Raw genomic sequence first — 17,162 nt, 5'->3', positions numbered from 1 at the left:
TTTAAGAAAAATATCTCGTACAACCTTTCAAAACTTCCGTTGAACGCTACAGTTCCCTTTACTTTAAGCTGGCGAGCGAAGTTTTTAGTGTCTCGATCTTAGCGATCGCATCGGCTTCTTTTTGTTTTTCCATGGCCACGACCTGTGCGGGAGCACCGCTTACAAATCGTTCGTTCTTCAACTTTCCTTGAACACTCTTTAAGAAACCTTCGGTATATTTCAATTCTTGTTGTAGTTTTTCAATTTCTTCATCCACGTCAATGGCTCCGGCAATAGGAATAAAGTATTCATTGGATTTTACGCGAAACGTAAGGGCGCCCTCTATCGCTTCAGAAGTGTATTTTAATTCTGAAATATTCCCCAGTTTTTGAATAACAGAATCGAAATCCTTAGATTGACCTTCGTTATTTATCACCCACAAAGAAATACTATCCCTAAATGAAATATTCTTCTCCTTCCTAATTGTTCGTACACCCGAGATCACTTCCGAAGCAATCCCAAAATCTGCGATCAGTTTTTCGGATGTTCTCGTTTCTTGAGGCCAAGATGCTATAATAAGGGCCTCTTCTGGACTACGCTTTGTAATATGTTGCCAGATCTCTTCAGAAATAAACGGAACGAAGGGGTGTAGGATCTTTAAATTATCTTCCAAGATCGCGATCACCTCCTTACGAGTCGATGCCGCAATAGGATCTCCGTACCCCGGCTTGACCATTTCCAAGAACCACGAACAGAAGTCATCCCATATTAATTTATAGGTGGCCATGAGCGCGTCGCTTATACGATATTTATTAAAATGGTCCTCGATCTCGACCAATGTCTTCTGAAATTTTGCCCGATACCAATCTATAGCGATCGTTGCTGTTTCGGTAGGAGCTTGTGTGTCTGAAACATCCCAACCATCGATCAACCGATATGCATTCCATATCTTAGTTACAAATCCACTTCCCTGTTTACAGAGATCTTCGTCGAACATTAGGTCGTTTCCGGCGGGAGAACTTAGAAGCATTCCTACTCGCACCCCATCGGCACCGTATTTGTCCATAAGCTCAATAGGATCCGGAGAATTACCCAGCGATTTGCTCATCTTTCTGCGCTGCTTATCCCGCACGATCCCTGTAAGATAGACATTGGTAAATGGTTTCTCATTTCTATATTCGTACCCGGCAATAATCATTCGAGCTACCCAAAAGAAAAGGATCTCTGGTGCGGTGACCAGATCGTTTGTAGGGTAATAATAATTGATCTCCTTATTGTCCGGTTCTAAAATTCCCCCAAAGACACTAATGGGCCATAACCATGATGAGAACCAAGTATCTAAGGCGTCCGGATCCTGCGTAAGATCTGCTATATTAAGAGTATTGTTCCCCGATTTTTTTCGTGCTTCTACAAGAGCATCTTCCAGGGTCTCTGCCACTACAAAATCGTTCTTCCCGGCACCATAATAATAGGCAGGTATCTGTTGCCCCCACCATAACTGCCGCGAAATATTCCAATCGCGGACGTTTTCCATCCAGTGACGATAGGTGTTGACGAACTTTTCGGGAACTAAATGAACATCTTTTTCAAGCACCGCATCTAACGCGGGCTGCGCCAATTCTTTCATTTTTAAGAACCATTGGTCGCTCAGTTTAGGTTCGATTACAGCACCGGTACGCTCGCTGGTACCCACCTTATGGGTATGTTGCTCGGTCTTTAACAGCACGCCCATGGTCTCAAGTTCGTTCACTATTTCCTTTCTGGCAACAAAGCGGTCCTTTCCTTCGTAATGCAGTCCGTATTGATTTAAACTCCCGTCGTCGTTTAAAATATCGATCACTTCCAAATCGTGTTTATCCCCCAGCATCTTGTCATTCTCGTCATGTGCCGGCGTCACTTTCAAGCAACCCGTCCCAAATTCAATGTCAACATAATCATCTTCAATAATAGGGATTATCCTATTACAAATAGGGACCACGGCTTTTTTACCTTTTAAATGAGAAAAACGCTCGTCATTTGGGTTGATACAAATGGCGGTGTCACCCAAAATGGTTTCAGGTCTGGTAGTTGCGATCGTTAAAAATTCGTCACTGCCATCGATCCTATAATTAAGATAATATAGATTTCCTTGTTTCTCTTCGTAATTCACTTCTTCATCCGACAAGGTGGTCTTTGCTTGCGGATCCCAGTTTACCATTCGATACCCCCGGTAGATATGCCCTTTATTGTAAAGGTCGACGAAAACTTTAATAACAGAGGCTGACATATCGTCATCCATGGTAAATTTGGTACGTTCCCAGTCGCAGGATGCTCCCAGTTTCTTTAATTGCTCAAGGATAATACCTCCATGTGTATGCGTCCACTCCCAGGCATGTTTCAAAAATTCATCACGGGTAAGATCAGATTTATGGATACCTTGCTGTTGCAGTTTAGCCACTACCTTCGCCTCTGTAGCGATAGAAGCATGATCTGTCCCCGGCACCCAGCAGGCGTTATATCCCTTTAAACGCGCTCTTCGAATCAACACGTCTTGTAACGTATTGTTCAACATATGGCCCATGTGCAGTACACCGGTTACGTTTGGGGGTGGGATGACGATAGTGTACGGCTCCCTATCATCTACTTCACTATGAAAATAGTTATGCTCCATCCAGTAGCTATACCAACGATCTTCAACTGTTTGAGCATTATATTTTGCCTCTAATCCCATGTTTGGTCTGATTTTTGAAATATAGTATGCAAAAGTAGTTATATCTGCAAGATTACAAAAGTGAATAACTTATTTTGCAGTTTGTAAGAAAGATACTTACTTTAGCTATTCAAAATTATAGAAATTATGAAGAAATTAGTACTTATAGCCATTGTTGCTTTAGTGAGTTTTAGTGCTCAAGCGCAAGCGAAGATCAGCTTTAAAACTGACACAATAGACTATGGTGAAATTGCGAAAGGAAGTGATGGAGTACGCGTATTTGAATTTACAAATACCGGAAATGCTCCCCTTATCATTTCAGATGTGAAATCCAGTTGTGGATGTACTGTTCCTAAAAAACCGGATGGCCCAGTAGCCCCGGGAGAAAGCAGCACTATTCAAGTAAAATATGATACCAATCGAGTGGGTCCTATAAGAAAGACCGTTACCGTTTATTCTAACGCCGATGAACCTATTAAAGCCCTTAAGATTAAGGGAGAGGTTTTGGATGAAGGAAAAAGCGTTCTCGAAAAAACAGAATAATTATATTGATTATTTTATACTGAACCGTCCGCACCAATGCGGACGGTTTTTTTATAGCACCTCTTTAAGATCGAATTTTTTTATAAACTTCACACCGTTTCGTTCAATCTGAAGTTTTATACGCTTGCCTTCCTCAGAACTAAAGAGGGCAACGATTTCGTATAATTTATACTTATAAGCCGGCCTCCCGTTAATAGAAATGATCTCGTCATTCTTTTCGACACCCGCTAATGCCGCCGGGGAATCCTCCCGAAGTTCGGCAACGATATAGCGCGGAACAAGAATAAAGTCGAAGACAGTTCTATAGTTTATTTGAAATGAACCATCGTTCTCCACAGATATACTAGCGCCTCCTTTTGAATTGTCCACCTTTCTTTCTTCTCGTATCACTGAAATTCCTTCATGCTCTACAGTTAAGCCGCTCATATTATAATGGAACTTATCGTTAAATGTTGAATTCTTTTTTAGAAGCAACCGCTTAGATGCATAATCAATCGTAACTGTAAATCTTCTTAATAAATCGCCTCCTATACTTCCCTTTCGATCCTTATAAAAGTTAATATCATTAAGAGCTTCCAGGCTAGGATAAGACACATTTACATCCTTTATAGTAAAATCCGAAAATGATATCTCTTCAAGTTTTGATCGCTTTCCGAATATATTTCCACTCAACCCTAAACCAAGAAAATCGATAAAATAATTCTTAGGCGACTCAGTTATTCCTATTGTTTCATCAAACAACCAAATAGCATCACTCGATCCTGAGTCCAACAACATAGTTGTGGATATCGGGCTACCATTTTTAAAGACCTCTATATCAACATAAGGGCGATTCTCATACATGGATAATTCTAAAACACTACACCGCTTACATACTTTTAGCGTATGTTGCTCAGGATCATAGATGGTAAGTCTTTTTCGGGTATAGTCGGTCTTTACAATAAACCTCTTAAAAAAGTCGTATCCAATAATGCCGTGAATGGGTAATCCCATTCGGGGTGAGAGATTCAAAGATTGTTCGAAGATCACATAAATGGTATGGTCTTCATCTATAGCATTTCCAATGGTTACTTTATTGTTCTCGGTTTTTAAAGCTTCTATACTTCCTCCTTCACCCAAGCCTCTAATTCGGATAGTACTTGCATTATTAAGCTGAAGGGTATCTTCTTGCGAAAGTCCAAACAGTATAGTAGTATTAACACCCGTATCGAGTAAAAAGGAGAACTCGGTCCCATTGATGGTGACAGGAACCACCACCAAGTTGTTCACCAATTCAAAATCGATCTTATCCTTAGTAGTTCCATCCGGCAATGCAAAGCCATCTTGCCCTACCATAGATGCAGGCAGCGCAATTAAAATTCCCACAATAAGGGACAGGATGCGTATTTTGGAAAAGGTTTTCAACAGTATTGAAGATATAAAAATTTGATGAAACATGCTCCCGGCAGCATGGGAATCTTAAATATATTTCGGAACTTTGCCTTTAAACTTCATCGCTATGCCTTCAGTATCCAACAAGGGAAAGAATATGCCGGAATCACCTATACGTAAATTGGTTCCTTATGCCGAAAAGGCCTATAAAGACAAGAAAACAGTATATCATCTCAATATTGGTCAGCCGGATATAAAATCGCCACAGATCGCCATGGATGCTGTAGCAAATCATCATTTGGAAGTATTGGCATACACCCGTTCTGAAGGTTCTGAAGAATACCGGAAAAAGATCGCAAACTATTACAACGAGTTGAACATTCCTGTGGAAGCAAATGATATTGTTGTTACTACAGGGGGTAGCGAAGCATTGTTGTTTGCTATGGGAAGCATCGCCGATGTTGGTGATGAGATCATTATACCCGAACCCTTTTATGCAAATTATAACGGTTTTGCCACGGCTTCAGGAGTAACTATCGTGCCTGTGATCTCGAAGATAGAGAACAATTTTGCATTACCCCCTATTTCAGAATTTGAAAAATTAATCACTCCTAAGACCAAAGCTATTTTAATCTGTAACCCCGGAAATCCCACAGGGTATCTATATTCCAAAGAAGAAATTAAGATGCTGGCGGCTATGGTGAAAAAACACGATCTGTTTTTGGTGGCAGACGAGGTGTACCGTGAATTCACGTACGACGGCTCTAAGCATTACTCGATTCTTGAGGAGCCCGGCATGGCAGAGAACGGGATTCTTATCGACTCTGTCTCTAAGCGTTACAGTATGTGCGGAGCCCGCATTGGGTGTCTGGTCTCGAAGAACAAAGAGGTTATTAAAACCGCCCTTAAGTTTGCGCAAGCGCGGCTCAGCCCGCCTACCTTCGCTCAAATTGCCAGTGAAGCTGCATTGCTTACACCACAAAGCTATTTCGATGAGGTCATTTCCGAATATCAAGAACGGCGTGATATCCTAGTGAAAAGCCTTAAAGAGATCCCCGGCGTAAAAGTGGGAGAGCCAAAGGGTGCTTTTTATTGTATTGTGGAACTTCCTGTAAAAAACAGCGATGCGTTCGCCCAATGGTTGCTGGAATCGTTCGATCACAACGGAGAAACTGTAATGGTGGCTCCTGCAGCGGGCTTTTATTCAAGTCCGGGAGTAGGTCTTAATCAGGTGCGCATTGCCTATGTGCTTCGGAAAGAAAGTCTTATCCGGTCTGTTGAGATCCTTAAAGTTGCCTTAGAAGAATACAACGATTAATGCATCTTGAAGAGTATACATCACTGAAACACCACAATAGCTTCGGAATTGCCGCTAAAGCCAGATATTTTATAGAGGTCACCTCTGTTTCAGAATTAATTGAAGTACTAAAGATACACGGTGATAAAACGTTGTTCGTGCTGGGTGGCGGCAGTAACATGCTGCTCACCAAAGATATCGATGCCTTGGTGCTGCATATAAACCTAAAAGGTATTGAGGTCGTTACAGAAGATGAAGATCGAATTACGCTAAAAGTAATGGCCGGCGAGAACTGGCATGATTTCGTGATGTACTGTATCTCGCATAACTACGGCGGCGTGGAGAACCTCTCTCTTATTCCCGGAAATGTAGGCACGGCTCCTATCCAGAATATCGGGGCGTATGGTGTGGAATTGAAAGATGTGTTCCAATCGTGTACGGCAGTAGAAGTTGCAACGGGCGAAATAAAAATATTTGACAAAGCGGCTTGTGCCTTTGGATACAGGGATTCTATCTTCAAAACAACATTAAAGGGGAACTATATTATTACCAGTGTGACATTCTCTCTCACTAAAAGAGATCATTTGTTGCATACCTCTTATGGAGCAATCAAAGAAGTATTAGCTGAGAATAACAGTACAGACCCCACCATTGCAGATGTTTCGGAAGCAGTGATAGCCATTCGACGATCAAAACTCCCCGACCCTAAAATTTTGGGAAATAGCGGTAGTTTCTTTAAAAATCCTATTGTCGACTCAGAAACTTTTAAGAAATTTCGCCTTGCGTTTCCTGAAGCGCCTTTTTACGAAGTATCTCCTACACAATTTAAAATTCCGGCCGGTTGGTTGATCGAAAAAGCAGGATTTAAGGGGAAACGTTATGGGGATGCAGGTGTCCATGAACATCAGGCACTGGTTCTCGTGAATCACGGTGATGCCACCGGTCATGAGATCTGGGAACTTGCACTAAAAATACAGCGGGAAGTGAAACAAAAATTCGGGATCTACATAGAACCCGAAGTGAATGTATTTTAGTTGGACACGAAGACAGCGTCCACAATGTGAACCACGCCGTTCGAACCTTGAATATCACTTTTCCCAATTTTCGCTTTTACCCCTGAAGCAGCAGTGATCACAATATCATTCCCTTCTTTTGTTACGGTAAGAGTTTCTCCGTTCAAAGTGGTGAGGGTATAGTTGCCGTTCTTACTATTCTGAAATAAGGTCGCCGAATCCAACGACCCACTTACAATATGGTTTCTCAAGACCGCCGTGAGTTGTTCTTTGTTTTCTCTACGCAAAAATCCATTGCGGACACTTTCTTCCAAGTTATCAAATGCTTCATTGGTAGGAGCCAAGATGGTATAAGGACCTTCATCTTTCATTACCAGATCGGTCAATTGGGCGCTCACCAAAAAGCTGGTAAAGGCTTTTAGCTCTGGTGTGACCATCAATTTGCTCAAGACACTTTTTGCTTGCTTTTTTTCAGCTTCTGTAGGGATCTTTCTTTCCTTTACTACCGGTTTTTCGGAAACAACCTGTGTGGCTTCCTCTGAAGTATCTCCTGTAGCTTCCTTGGTATCGCTCTTACAACTTAAAAGCGTGAGGAAAACAAGCAATAGCGAAAGAAATGGGTACATATTTTTCATACTTTTTTGGCTTCAAATTTGTGCTAAAAATAATCAAATTACGCACACATGACCAAGAAAGATTGTACTTTTGTGCTTTAAAATTGCTCTATGGAACTTTTAGTGATCACCTTAATTTTATTATTCTTAGCTATCGGGGGAATCGCCATAAAATTGTGGGCGAAAAAAGATGGCAAATTTGCAGGCACCTGTGCGAGTCAAAGTCCTTTTTTGAATAAAGAAGGCGAAAGTTGTGGCTTTTGCGGGAAGACTCCGGACCAGTTTGAGAACTGCACCGAGACACCTCACAAGCAATAACTAGAGGACGGTCTATGGTGCTATTTTACGTATTCGCGGCAGTTGCTCTTATAAACTGTTGCTACTTCCTTCTCTTTTCTAAATTTTCTTTCTTACATCCTTCTGAAAGTTCGTCGCAGGGCAATGCTCCCGTATCTTTATTGATCTGTGCCAAAAACGAGATCGAGAACCTGCGAAAGAATATTCCGCTATGGCAAAAGCAATCCTATCCTAACTATGAGATCATTTTGATCAATGATGCCTCCTTCGATGACACCTTGGAGGTAATGGAACAATTTTCTGAACAAGATACGCGAATCAAGATCGTGAATGTAGAGAACAATGAAACCTTTTGGGCCAGTAAAAAATATGCACTCACTCTTGGCATTAAACGTGCAAAACACCAGCGAATGGTCTTTACCGATGCCGATTGCAGTCCGGCAGGCGATGAATGGTTAGGCGAAATGGCATCTCATTTCTCAACAGATAAACAGCTTGTCTTGGGCTACGGTGCCTATGAAAAGCGCAAAGGGTTTTTAAATAAGATCATTCGATTTGAGACCATGCTTACTGCCCTTCAGTATTTTTCCTATGCCAAAGCAGGAATGCCTTATATGGGCGTGGGAAGAAATTTAGCATACACCAGTGATCTTTATTACGCCAACAATGGTTTTATATCGCACGTGAAGATTCCTTCCGGCGACGACGACCTGTTTGTAAATGAGGTCGCCACCGGAGCTAATACAGCTATTTGTTTTGCTCAAAAGGCCTTCACTTATTCAGCACCAAAGAATACATGGAAAGAATGGATGCATCAAAAAAGACGTCATGTTACCACAGCAAGCTATTATAAGCCTCAACACAAGTTTCTGTTAGCACTTTTTTATATATCAGGCTTCTTGTTTTGGCCACTTGCGATCCTTGCTTTGTTTGCAAGTTGGAAACTCACCTTACCGTTTATTATTGCTCGAATGGGCCTTCAATATCTGGTTTTCGGCAAGGCTGCCACAAAATTAAAAGAATCAGACCTCATCCCGATATTACCCCTATTAGATTTATTTTTAGTCTTCCTGCAATTGAGTATCTTTATTTCCAATAGCAACTCAAAACCGAAGCGGTGGAAATAACGCAACAGGATATAGACCATCAAATTCAGAAAGCAAAAAAAGGAAAGCAAAGCGCATTCAAATTCTTATTGGACCATTACTGGAATGAAGTATACGGCTTCCAAATGAAACGGGTTCGGGATGAATATGAAGCCGAAGATATCACGATAGAAACGTTTTCCAAAGCCTTTGATAAGATCGATACTTTTGATGAGAACTATGTGTTTAGCACATGGCTCGTTGCTATTTCAAAGAATATCCAGATCGACAAGACCCGAAAGAAGAATGCCTCCATCTACTCCCAAACGACCGATGCAAGTGAAGACCATATTCGAAAGATAGCCGATGCAAATCCTACCCCGGAAGATAAATTGATCACAGAACAAAATTTAGCAGAGTTGCTCCAATTTATTAAAGAATTGAAACCCCACTACCAGGAGATCATCAACCTACGCTATTTTCAGGAAATGAGCTATAACGAAATTTCGGAAGCGCTGGAAGAACCTCTCAACAATGTAAAAGTGAGGTTGCTGCGAGCTAAGAAATTATTGGCCGAGATCATTACGCAACACCATTAGACACGATGCAGATCCTCAAGAGACTCGGACCCGGTTTTCTGTTTGCAGGAGCTGCCATAGGCGTTTCACATTTGGTTCAGTCCACGCGTGCCGGAGCCGATTTTGGCTTTGGGTTGCTGTGGGCATTGTTATTGATCAATGCTGTTAAATATCCTTTTTTTGAATTTGGACCGCGCTACGCTTCAGCTACCGGAGAAAATTTACTGGCCGGGTACGCCAAGATGGGCAAAGGTGTTCTTATCGCGTACTTTATCATCACATTAGGCACCATGTTTACAATTCAAACTGCAGTTACTATTGTTACGGCAGGAATCGCCTCTTCCTTATTTGGAGTAGGATCTGTAGTTCTGTGGACTGCAGTGATCACGGGGATCTGTTTTTTTATTCTAATCGTGGGCCGGTATAAGATTTTAGATTCCTTGATGAAAGTAATTGTACTTTCCCTAACCATAAGTACCATCGTTGCTGTTGTTCTAGCAATAAAACCCGAATCCAATCTCTCTTTTACACAGGTGTTACCAACTGATGCTCTTTCGGTAGCTTTCTTGATCGCTTTCATGGGCTGGATGCCCGCTCCCCTAGATATCTCTATCTGGCATTCTATTTGGACAGTAGAAAAAAAGAAACTTGATGAGGCTATTACTCCAAAAGAGTCTCGTTTCGATTTTAATGTAGGATATCTTAGCACAACATTTCTCGCCATGGGTTTTTTAGCCTTAGGGGCTTTAGTGATGTATAATAGCGGCGAACGATTTTCAGGAAATGGCGGAGAATTTGCCAATCAGTTGATCTCGATGTACACTTATAGCTTGGGAGAGCACACAAAGATCATTATTGGTATCGCTGCTTTAACAACCATGTTCAGTACAACCCTCACTACGCTGGACGGTTCCCCGAGAGTGATGAATGCTTCCGTGGAGATTTTAACCGGTATGCGGTCAAAAAGAGGATACTTGTTTTGGTTGCTCATTCTTGTAACGGGCACCTTGTCTATTTTTTTCTTCTTTGTTTCTGAAATGGGTCTGCTTATAAAAGTAGCCACCATCCTTTCCTTTCTAACTGCGCCGTTCTATGCCATTATCAACTATAAATTAATATGCGGAAGCCATACTCCCGCCCAAGCAAGACCTTCAGCATTTATGCGCTACTACAGTCTCGTATCCATCGTGGTGCTCATTGCTTTCAGCTTCTGGTTCCTAAGTACGATCTAATACGTTTTTTTCTAGGTATTCTTTGTACCTTTGTAACTGCTTATGAATACAGAAACCATAGAACTGAAAAAACCGGCCCCAAAGCCAAAATGGCTTCGGGTGAAACTTCCTACCGGTAAAAAATACACGGCACTTAGAGGTCTAGTGGATAAGTATGACCTCCATACGATCTGCACCTCCGGAAGTTGTCCTAATATGGGCGAATGCTGGACCGAAGGGACCGCAACTTTTATGATCTTGGGCAATACTTGTACACGTTCATGCGGATTTTGCGGTGTAAAGACAGGCAGACCCGAAACTGTGGATTGGGACGAACCCGAAAAGGTAGCGCGTTCCATTAAACTTATGGAGATAAAACACGCTGTGATCACCTCTGTAGACCGCGACGATCTTAAGGATATGGGTTCGATCCTGTGGGCCGAAACGGTTAAGGCGATCCGCAGAATGAATCGCGAAACCACATTAGAGACGCTTATTCCCGATTTTCAAGGTGTCACTCGCAATATTGATCGTATCATTGAAGTACAACCCGAAGTCGTATCACATAATATGGAAACTGTAAAACGCCTGACCCGTGAAGTACGAATACAAGCGAAATATGAGCGCAGTCTGGAGGTACTCCGCTATTTAAAAGAGCAGGGTATTGAACGTACCAAAAGTGGGGTCATGCTGGGATTGGGTGAAACTGAAAGCGAAGTGATTCAAACTCTGGAAGATTTGCGAAACGTAGGACTCGATATTGTTACTATTGGACAATATCTCCAACCTTCAAAACGTCACCTCCCGGTGAAAGAATTTATAAACCCGGAACAATTTAAGAAATACGAAGAAATAGGTCTGGAAATGGGGTTCCGCCATGTAGAAAGCGGAGCGCTGGTACGTTCTTCCTATAAAGCTCAAAAGCACTTAACGTAGGCTATGCACACTGAAGCTCCTATTCGAATTGGTATTAACGGCTTCGGGCGCATTGGTCGTAACCTGTTCCGTTTATTACTGCACCACCCAACCATTGAAGTTGTTGCGATAAATGACATCGCCGACGCTAAAACGTTAGGTCATTTGTTGAAATACGACAGCATCCACGGAGTGTTACATGAATCCATTAACACTACCAAAGACACCCTAACTGTAGCCGGGAAAGTGGTTCGGTTCTCTTCGGAAAAAGACCTGTCGGATTTGAACTGGCACGGAATAGACATCGTTATTGAATGCACCGGTAAGTTTCGGCTTAAGGAACAATTACAAGAACATATAGAAAACGGAGCCAAAAAAGTGATCCTATCGGTTCCCCCTTCCGAAGACGACATTAAAACAGTCGTACTAGGTGTCAATGATGGAATTTTGAACAAGGAGGACACTATCGTCTCTAATGCTTCTTGCACCACCAATAACGCCGCACCTATGTTGAAGGTTGTCGATACCTTATGCGGCATAGAGCAGGCCTATATCACCACCATACACTCCTATACAACCGACCAAAGTTTGCACGACCAACCCCACAGAGACTTGAGAAGGGCGCGTGCAGCCGGACAGTCAATCGTCCCTACAACTACGGGGGCTGCCAAGGCGCTAACAAAGATCTTCCCGGATCTGGCCTCGGTAATCGGGGGCTGTGGTATTAGGGTCCCGGTTCCAAACGGATCGTTGACCGACATTACCTTGAACGTTCGCAGGGAGGTTACTATTGAAGAAGTGAACGAAGCTTTTAAGAATGCTTCTGAAAATGAATTGAAGGGGATCTTACAATACACCGAAGATCCTATCGTATCCATCGATATCGTGGGTAATACACATTCCTGTATTTTTGATGCACAGATGACCTCGGTCATAGGTAAAATGGTCAAAATAATAGGTTGGTATGATAATGAAATTGGCTATTCGTCTCGAATTGTCGATTTAATCCTACAATTTTCCTCAAAATAGACTTCATTATCGAGGAAATGACTATATTTATCGCCGAAGTACATAAGATTAATGAAGAGTATCTCTCTAACATACAAGATATTACTCCCCGCCTTCTGCTGTCTTATGCTCTCTTTTGGTGCGTTGGCACAAGAGACTGCATTAGACACTATTGGTACGGTTAAAAAGTTTCAGAAAGAAGCTAAGACAGCCGTACAAGCACAGGATTTTGAGACGGCCATGATTCGTCTCAATAAAGCCAACAAATTAGTGAGTACTTCAACCGATCTATTATTACGGGTCGATGTACTGCTGAGCATTGCAGAACTTAACTATTATCTTCAGAATTATTCGAAGGCAGCTACAGAAACAAACAATGCCATTATCTTGCTCAACAAGATAAATGATCAAGAAAAGTTGGCGAAAGCCTACAGTCTATATGGTTTTATTCTAACACGCACAGGAGATTTTGCCAATTCTGAAAAATTCTTAAAAGAAGCCGATAAGATCATCACTCAGTTAGGAGATGAAAAAAAACAAGCAGAAGTAGTATTAGGCATCGGAATACTGGAATTGAAAAAGAAGAATTACAAAATAGCCATCAACTATTTTGATGCTGCCATACCGCTATTTCAAACCTACAATCTCAATTATCAAGAAGCATTTGCATACCTCAATAAAGCTGAAGCCTTGCTTAGCCTATCCCCCGAAGAGGTACGTTACAATCCGTTAAACCAAGCAGAAGCCACACTTCAAAAATCTCTTGCGATTAGTGAAGCAAATGCCTATTCCAAACTAAAGATAGACAGCTATAAGATCGCTTCTTACATTGCCATTCGTCGTAATAATAATAGCCTGGCACAGGAGTATTTGGACCTTTACGAAAGCAAAAGCGATTCCCTTTACCAACTTTATCTTAGTGCTATCTCGAAGGGCGTGGATGCCGAAACCGATGTTGGTAATTTGGAAGAGATCATTGTGACACAGCAAAATGACCTTGATAAAAAGCAAAAGTCGATCAATTTTGGTAAAATGACAACGGGATTGAGTATCGCGTTGATCGTGATCCTGTCGTTGCTAACATTGTCGCTTTACAAGAACAACAATTTACGAGCCAAAGCCAACGAATTGCTTCAGGACAAGAACAATGAGTTATTGTTGGCAAAGGAGAAAGCCGAAAAAGCGTCATTGGCCAAAGCACAATTTCTGTCCACTATTACCCATGAGCTCCGTACACCATTATATGCGGTGACCGGACTCACGCATTTATTATTAGAAGAAGACCCTAAACCGCATCAAAAAGAACACCTTAATTCATTGAAGTTCTCCGGAGAATATCTTTTGTCCCTTATTAATAATATTCTGGACCTCAACAAGCTGGAAGCCAATAAGGTGGAGATAGAAAAAACTACCTTCTCTCTGAAGAAACGCATCAATGATGTGTTGGTTGCCTTAAAGAAATCGGCAGACGACCGTAAAAATAACTTACACCTAGAATTTGATGAATCCATCCCCGATAAGCTTGTGGGTGATCCCTTGAAGTTATCTCAAGTATTGATCAATTTAATTGGAAATTCGGTTAAGTTCACTCAAAATGGGGATGTGACCGTTCGGGTACAGAAGCAGGAACATACTGATAAAAAGGTAATGCTTCATTTTGAGATCGAGGATAACGGTGTCGGGATTTCCAAGAAAAAACAAAAAAGCATCTTCGAAACTTTTTCTCAAGCTTCCCTACAGATCAATAGAAAATTTGGGGGTACAGGCTTAGGACTTTCAATCGTTAAGAATCTCTTGGAGCTTATGGGCAGCAAAATACAGCTCGACAGCCAGTTGGGGAAAGGGTCTAAGTTCTGGTTCAATATCAAATTTGATATTTCCGAAGAGATACAAAGCGACACCAACCCTAAGAACATTATATACGATGTGGATTATGTAGCTCTAGAGAACAGAAAGGTATTGGTGGTCGAGGACAATAAAATCAACCAGATGATCACTAAAAAGATCCTGGAAAAAAATAAAATGCAGTGTATGGTGGCCGACAATGGTATGGATGCCATCGAACTGGTAAAGACACATGATTTCGATGTGATCCTTATGGACATCCACATGCCGGGTATAAGCGGTATCGAGGCTACACAAAAGATCCGGGATTTTAATAAGCACCTTCCTATCATCGCGCTAACCGCGGTGACCATTGACGAGAATCTGGACGAGTTCTATCGAGCCGGTTTCAATGAGATCATTCCAAAGCCTTTTAAAACTGAAGAATTCTTCGAAAAGATCTATCGCACTTTAGAAGGACGTAAGTTTCCGGTAAATACTTAAGGGGTCTCCTTTAGCGTATTTCTTATTTGCTTTCTAATAAATTCCTGAAAAAAAGATTCCTGCTCATTAAGAAAAATGGTCTTGATAGGCAGGTAGTACAATGCAAATTTCTGAAGCTTCGGCTGTAGTCGCATATAATCCTTTTCAGTCGTAAGAATAATGTCGTTCTTCTGCAATTTCTTTACTTCTGACGCACTAAAATCATGATGGTCGGAAAATTTCTCATGCTCAAACACATACCCTTTCCTTTCTAGAAAATCCACCAAAGGCTTGGGATTGGCGATTCCTGTTACCAAGGTAAAGGGTTTGTCCAAAAGGTACTCCAAAGACAATGTCTCGGTCTTACCGTAAATAAAAGAATCGTATCCAATTCTGGTGAAGTATAGTTTCTGGTACGGTTTCAATTGCATTCTAAATTGAATTTCTTGCTGTTTCGCATAAGAAACTCCTTCCGGACATTTGGTCACTAGGATCACATCGGCCCGTTCTGCACCTAGGCGAGATTCACGAAGGTTCCCGGCCGGTAAAAGATAATCATCAAGATACAGGTTAGAGTAGGAAGTGAGCAATATTGACGTGGACGGCCGTACTTTTCGATGCTGAAAGGCATCATCCAGCAGTATCACGTCCGCTGAAGGTTCCAACTTCTCGACACCGGTTCGCCTGTCGGCACATACGGCTACGGTCACATTGGGAAAATTCTGTTTTATTTGAAGTGGCTCATCGCCCACCTCTTCTACAGTACTATTCATTGCTACTTCCAAATATCCCGACGTTTTCCGCTTATATCCCCTGCTTAGAACAGCCACCGTAAAATCATTGAGAAGAAAGGACAATAAATACTGAATCATGGGAGACTTTCCGGTACCTCCGGTGGATAAATTCCCTACGCAAACAAGCGGAGTTTTATACAACCTACTTTCCCACCATCCGCGATCGTACAAATAATTGCGCATCCCGGTCACAAAACCATAGAAAACCGAGAAGGGAAACAATAAAAAACGAAATCGCTTCATGTAACGAAAATACTAATTCCCTTTTAAAGCCGCTCTCCCTTTCTTACTTTTTGAATTAGCACTTCAGAAATCATTTCCGGTAGCGAGAAGATTCTGTTATCTTTACGCTAAATTATCACAGCATGAAGATAAATGAAGTTGTATCTATCCTAGAAACATGGGCACCAAGAAGCTATGCAGAGGATTTTGACAATACCGGACTATTGGTAGGTGATGCCAATGCTTCAGTAACGGGTGTTCTGGTCACATTAGACACTTTGGAAGCCGTCGTTGATGAAGCGATAGCTGCCAAGTGTAATCTTATAGTAAGTTTCCATCCCATTATTTTTTCAGGATTGAAAAAAATAACCGGAGCTACTTATGTTGAGCGGGTGGTGCAAAAAGCGATTAAGAACGATATCGCCATCTATGCCATTCACACCGCCTTAGACAATGCATGGGAAGGGGTGAATGCAAAAATTTGCGAACAGTTGGGACTAACCAACAGAAGCGTCTTGATCCCACAGCCCGGCACCATAAAAAAACTACGCACCTTTGTACCGCTATCGGCTGCAGAGAAGGTTCGTGATGCGCTGTTTACGGCAGGTGCAGGTGCCATTGGCAACTATGAGAATTGCAGTTTCAACGTAGTTGGAAAAGGCAGTTTTAAAGGAAATGAAGCCTCAAACCCTACGTTGGGCAAAAGAGGTGAACTGCATTTTGAAGAAGAAGTACAAGTAGGGATCACTTTTCAAAAACATTTAGAAGCTAAAGTGCTTCATGCCTTGAATACGGCCCATCCTTATGAAGAAGTGGCCTATGAAATTACAACGCTAGAAAATACCAATCAGCATATTGGGATGGGGATGGTAGGTGAATTACCGCAAGCGCTTTCAGAAAAGGATTTCTTAGCACATCTTAAATCTAAGATGAAGACCGAAGGGATCCGCCATTCGCCTCTTTTGGGCAGGACCATAAAGAAAGTGGCTGTGCTGGGAGGAAGTGGAAGTTTTGCAATTGATGCTGCCAAACACGTTGGAGCCGATGCATTTGTGAGTGCAGATTTCAAATATCACGATTTTTTTAAGGCTGAAGGCACCCTCCTGCTTGCCGATATTGGACATTATGAAAGTGAACAGTTCACAAAAGAGCTTTTAGTTTCTTTCCTTAACAAAAAAATTAGTAATTTTGCAATCGTTTTATCTCAAACAAACACCAATCCTATTAGCTATTATTAGA

At 41.8% G+C, this 17,162-nt stretch carries 15 protein-coding genes; 11 read left to right on the top strand and 4 right to left on the bottom strand.

Features of this window, described 5'->3' with window-relative positions:
• Positions 1–58 precede the first annotated feature (58 nt).
• Positions 59–2,689, bottom strand: a complete 2,631-nt coding sequence (locus tag JS40_RS13420; protein ID WP_034261368.1) for a valine--tRNA ligase — start codon at positions 2,687–2,689, stop codon at positions 59–61.
• A 126-nt stretch (positions 2,690–2,815) separates the two neighbouring features.
• On the opposite strand from JS40_RS13420, the gene JS40_RS13415 reads away from it, so the two are divergent.
• Positions 2,816–3,211: a DUF1573 domain-containing protein gene (locus JS40_RS13415; protein WP_034261367.1), complete on the top strand. Its 396-nt coding sequence runs from the start codon at positions 2,816–2,818 to the stop codon at positions 3,209–3,211.
• 51 nt (positions 3,212–3,262) lie between these two features.
• On the opposite strand, the gene JS40_RS13410 is transcribed toward JS40_RS13415, so the two are convergent.
• On the bottom strand, positions 3,263–4,615 hold the full coding sequence (locus JS40_RS13410) for an aspartyl protease family protein (protein ID WP_160172977.1): 1,353 nt from the start codon (positions 4,613–4,615) through the stop codon (positions 3,263–3,265).
• A 94-nt stretch (positions 4,616–4,709) separates the two neighbouring features.
• Here JS40_RS13410 and JS40_RS13405 point away from each other — a divergent pair, with 94 nt between their 5' ends.
• Positions 4,710–5,900, top strand: a complete 1,191-nt coding sequence (locus JS40_RS13405) for a pyridoxal phosphate-dependent aminotransferase (RefSeq protein ID WP_034261365.1) — start codon at positions 4,710–4,712, stop codon at positions 5,898–5,900.
• On the top strand, positions 5,900–6,913 hold the full coding sequence (gene murB, locus JS40_RS13400) for a UDP-N-acetylmuramate dehydrogenase (protein ID WP_034261364.1): 1,014 nt from the start codon (positions 5,900–5,902) through the stop codon (positions 6,911–6,913). Before JS40_RS13405 ends, murB begins: the two co-directional genes overlap by 1 nt.
• Here murB and JS40_RS13395 read toward each other — a convergent pair.
• Positions 6,910–7,527, bottom strand: coding sequence for a fasciclin domain-containing protein (locus JS40_RS13395; protein ID WP_034261362.1), 618 nt, complete (start codon positions 7,525–7,527; stop codon positions 6,910–6,912). The two genes, murB and JS40_RS13395, sit on opposite strands and share 4 nt — an antisense overlap.
• Positions 7,528–7,617: 90 nt before the next feature.
• Here JS40_RS13395 and JS40_RS13390 point away from each other — a divergent pair, with 90 nt between their 5' ends.
• From JS40_RS13390 to JS40_RS13360, 7 genes are read left to right on the top strand one after another with little or no spacing between them, the layout of a single operon-like run.
• Complete coding sequence (locus JS40_RS13390) at positions 7,618–7,824, top strand: hypothetical protein (protein WP_034261360.1); 207 nt, start codon at positions 7,618–7,620, stop codon at positions 7,822–7,824.
• A 14-nt stretch (positions 7,825–7,838) separates the two neighbouring features.
• Positions 7,839–8,930 carry a glycosyltransferase gene (locus JS40_RS13385; RefSeq protein ID WP_034261358.1) on the top strand — a complete coding sequence of 364 codons (1,092 nt, stop codon included), beginning with the start codon at positions 7,839–7,841 and terminating at the stop codon, positions 8,928–8,930.
• Positions 8,921–9,487 carry an RNA polymerase sigma factor gene (locus JS40_RS13380; RefSeq protein WP_034261356.1) on the top strand — a complete coding sequence of 189 codons (567 nt, stop codon included), beginning with the start codon at positions 8,921–8,923 and terminating at the stop codon, positions 9,485–9,487. The genes JS40_RS13385 and JS40_RS13380 overlap by 10 nt, the downstream gene beginning before the upstream one ends.
• A 5-nt stretch (positions 9,488–9,492) precedes the next feature.
• Positions 9,493–10,698, top strand: coding sequence for an Nramp family divalent metal transporter (locus tag JS40_RS13375; RefSeq protein ID WP_034261354.1), 1,206 nt, complete (start codon positions 9,493–9,495; stop codon positions 10,696–10,698).
• 42 nt (positions 10,699–10,740) lie between these two features.
• Positions 10,741–11,613 (top strand): lipoyl synthase, encoded by an 873-nt coding sequence (gene lipA / locus JS40_RS13370; protein ID WP_034261353.1) that lies wholly within the window; start codon positions 10,741–10,743, stop codon positions 11,611–11,613.
• A 3-nt stretch (positions 11,614–11,616) separates the two neighbouring features.
• Positions 11,617–12,621 carry a type I glyceraldehyde-3-phosphate dehydrogenase gene (gene gap / locus JS40_RS13365; RefSeq protein WP_034261351.1) on the top strand — a complete coding sequence of 335 codons (1,005 nt, stop codon included), beginning with the start codon at positions 11,617–11,619 and terminating at the stop codon, positions 12,619–12,621.
• A 51-nt stretch (positions 12,622–12,672) separates the two neighbouring features.
• Positions 12,673–14,928, top strand: coding sequence for a response regulator (locus JS40_RS13360; RefSeq protein WP_034261349.1), 2,256 nt, complete (start codon positions 12,673–12,675; stop codon positions 14,926–14,928).
• On the opposite strand, the gene lpxK is transcribed toward JS40_RS13360, so the two are convergent.
• A complete protein-coding gene (lpxK, locus tag JS40_RS13355) occupies positions 14,925–15,944 on the bottom strand; it encodes a tetraacyldisaccharide 4'-kinase (protein ID WP_034261348.1) in 1,020 nt (339 codons plus the stop codon). The two genes, JS40_RS13360 and lpxK, sit on opposite strands and share 4 nt — an antisense overlap.
• 122 nt (positions 15,945–16,066) lie before the next feature.
• Between lpxK and JS40_RS13350 the strand changes: the two genes are divergently transcribed.
• The gene (locus tag JS40_RS13350; protein ID WP_034261346.1) at positions 16,067–17,161 is read left to right on the top strand and encodes a Nif3-like dinuclear metal center hexameric protein; all 1,095 of its coding nucleotides are present in this window, start codon (positions 16,067–16,069) and stop codon (positions 17,159–17,161) included.
• Position 17,162: the final 1 nt, after the last annotated feature.

The sequence above is a fragment of the Altibacter lentus genome, from assembly GCF_000746845.1.
Lineage (GTDB): Bacteria > Bacteroidota > Bacteroidia > Flavobacteriales > Flavobacteriaceae > Altibacter > Altibacter lentus.
The sequence above is the reverse complement of the archived record's forward strand: the minus strand, read 5'-3'. Positions and strand labels throughout refer to the sequence as shown.

Coding starts and splice junctions, on each gene's coding strand:
- lipA (WP_034261353.1), top strand. CDS start 10,741: ATGAATACAGAAACCATAGAACTGAAAAAACCGGCCCCAAAGCCAAAA.
- JS40_RS13415 (WP_034261367.1), top strand. CDS start 2,816: ATGAAGAAATTAGTACTTATAGCCATTGTTGCTTTAGTGAGTTTTAGT.
- JS40_RS13420 (WP_034261368.1), bottom strand. CDS start 2,689: ATGGGATTAGAGGCAAAATATAATGCTCAAACAGTTGAAGATCGTTGG.
- lpxK (WP_034261348.1), bottom strand. CDS start 15,944: ATGAAGCGATTTCGTTTTTTATTGTTTCCCTTCTCGGTTTTCTATGGT.
- JS40_RS13395 (WP_034261362.1), bottom strand. CDS start 7,527: ATGAAAAATATGTACCCATTTCTTTCGCTATTGCTTGTTTTCCTCACG.
- gap (WP_034261351.1), top strand. CDS start 11,617: ATGCACACTGAAGCTCCTATTCGAATTGGTATTAACGGCTTCGGGCGC.
- JS40_RS13385 (WP_034261358.1), top strand. CDS start 7,839: ATGGTGCTATTTTACGTATTCGCGGCAGTTGCTCTTATAAACTGTTGC.
- JS40_RS13375 (WP_034261354.1), top strand. CDS start 9,493: ATGCAGATCCTCAAGAGACTCGGACCCGGTTTTCTGTTTGCAGGAGCT.
- JS40_RS13390 (WP_034261360.1), top strand. CDS start 7,618: ATGGAACTTTTAGTGATCACCTTAATTTTATTATTCTTAGCTATCGGG.
- JS40_RS13350 (WP_034261346.1), top strand. CDS start 16,067: ATGAAGATAAATGAAGTTGTATCTATCCTAGAAACATGGGCACCAAGA.
- murB (WP_034261364.1), top strand. CDS start 5,900: ATGCATCTTGAAGAGTATACATCACTGAAACACCACAATAGCTTCGGA.
- JS40_RS13405 (WP_034261365.1), top strand. CDS start 4,710: ATGCCTTCAGTATCCAACAAGGGAAAGAATATGCCGGAATCACCTATA.
- JS40_RS13360 (WP_034261349.1), top strand. CDS start 12,673: ATGAAGAGTATCTCTCTAACATACAAGATATTACTCCCCGCCTTCTGC.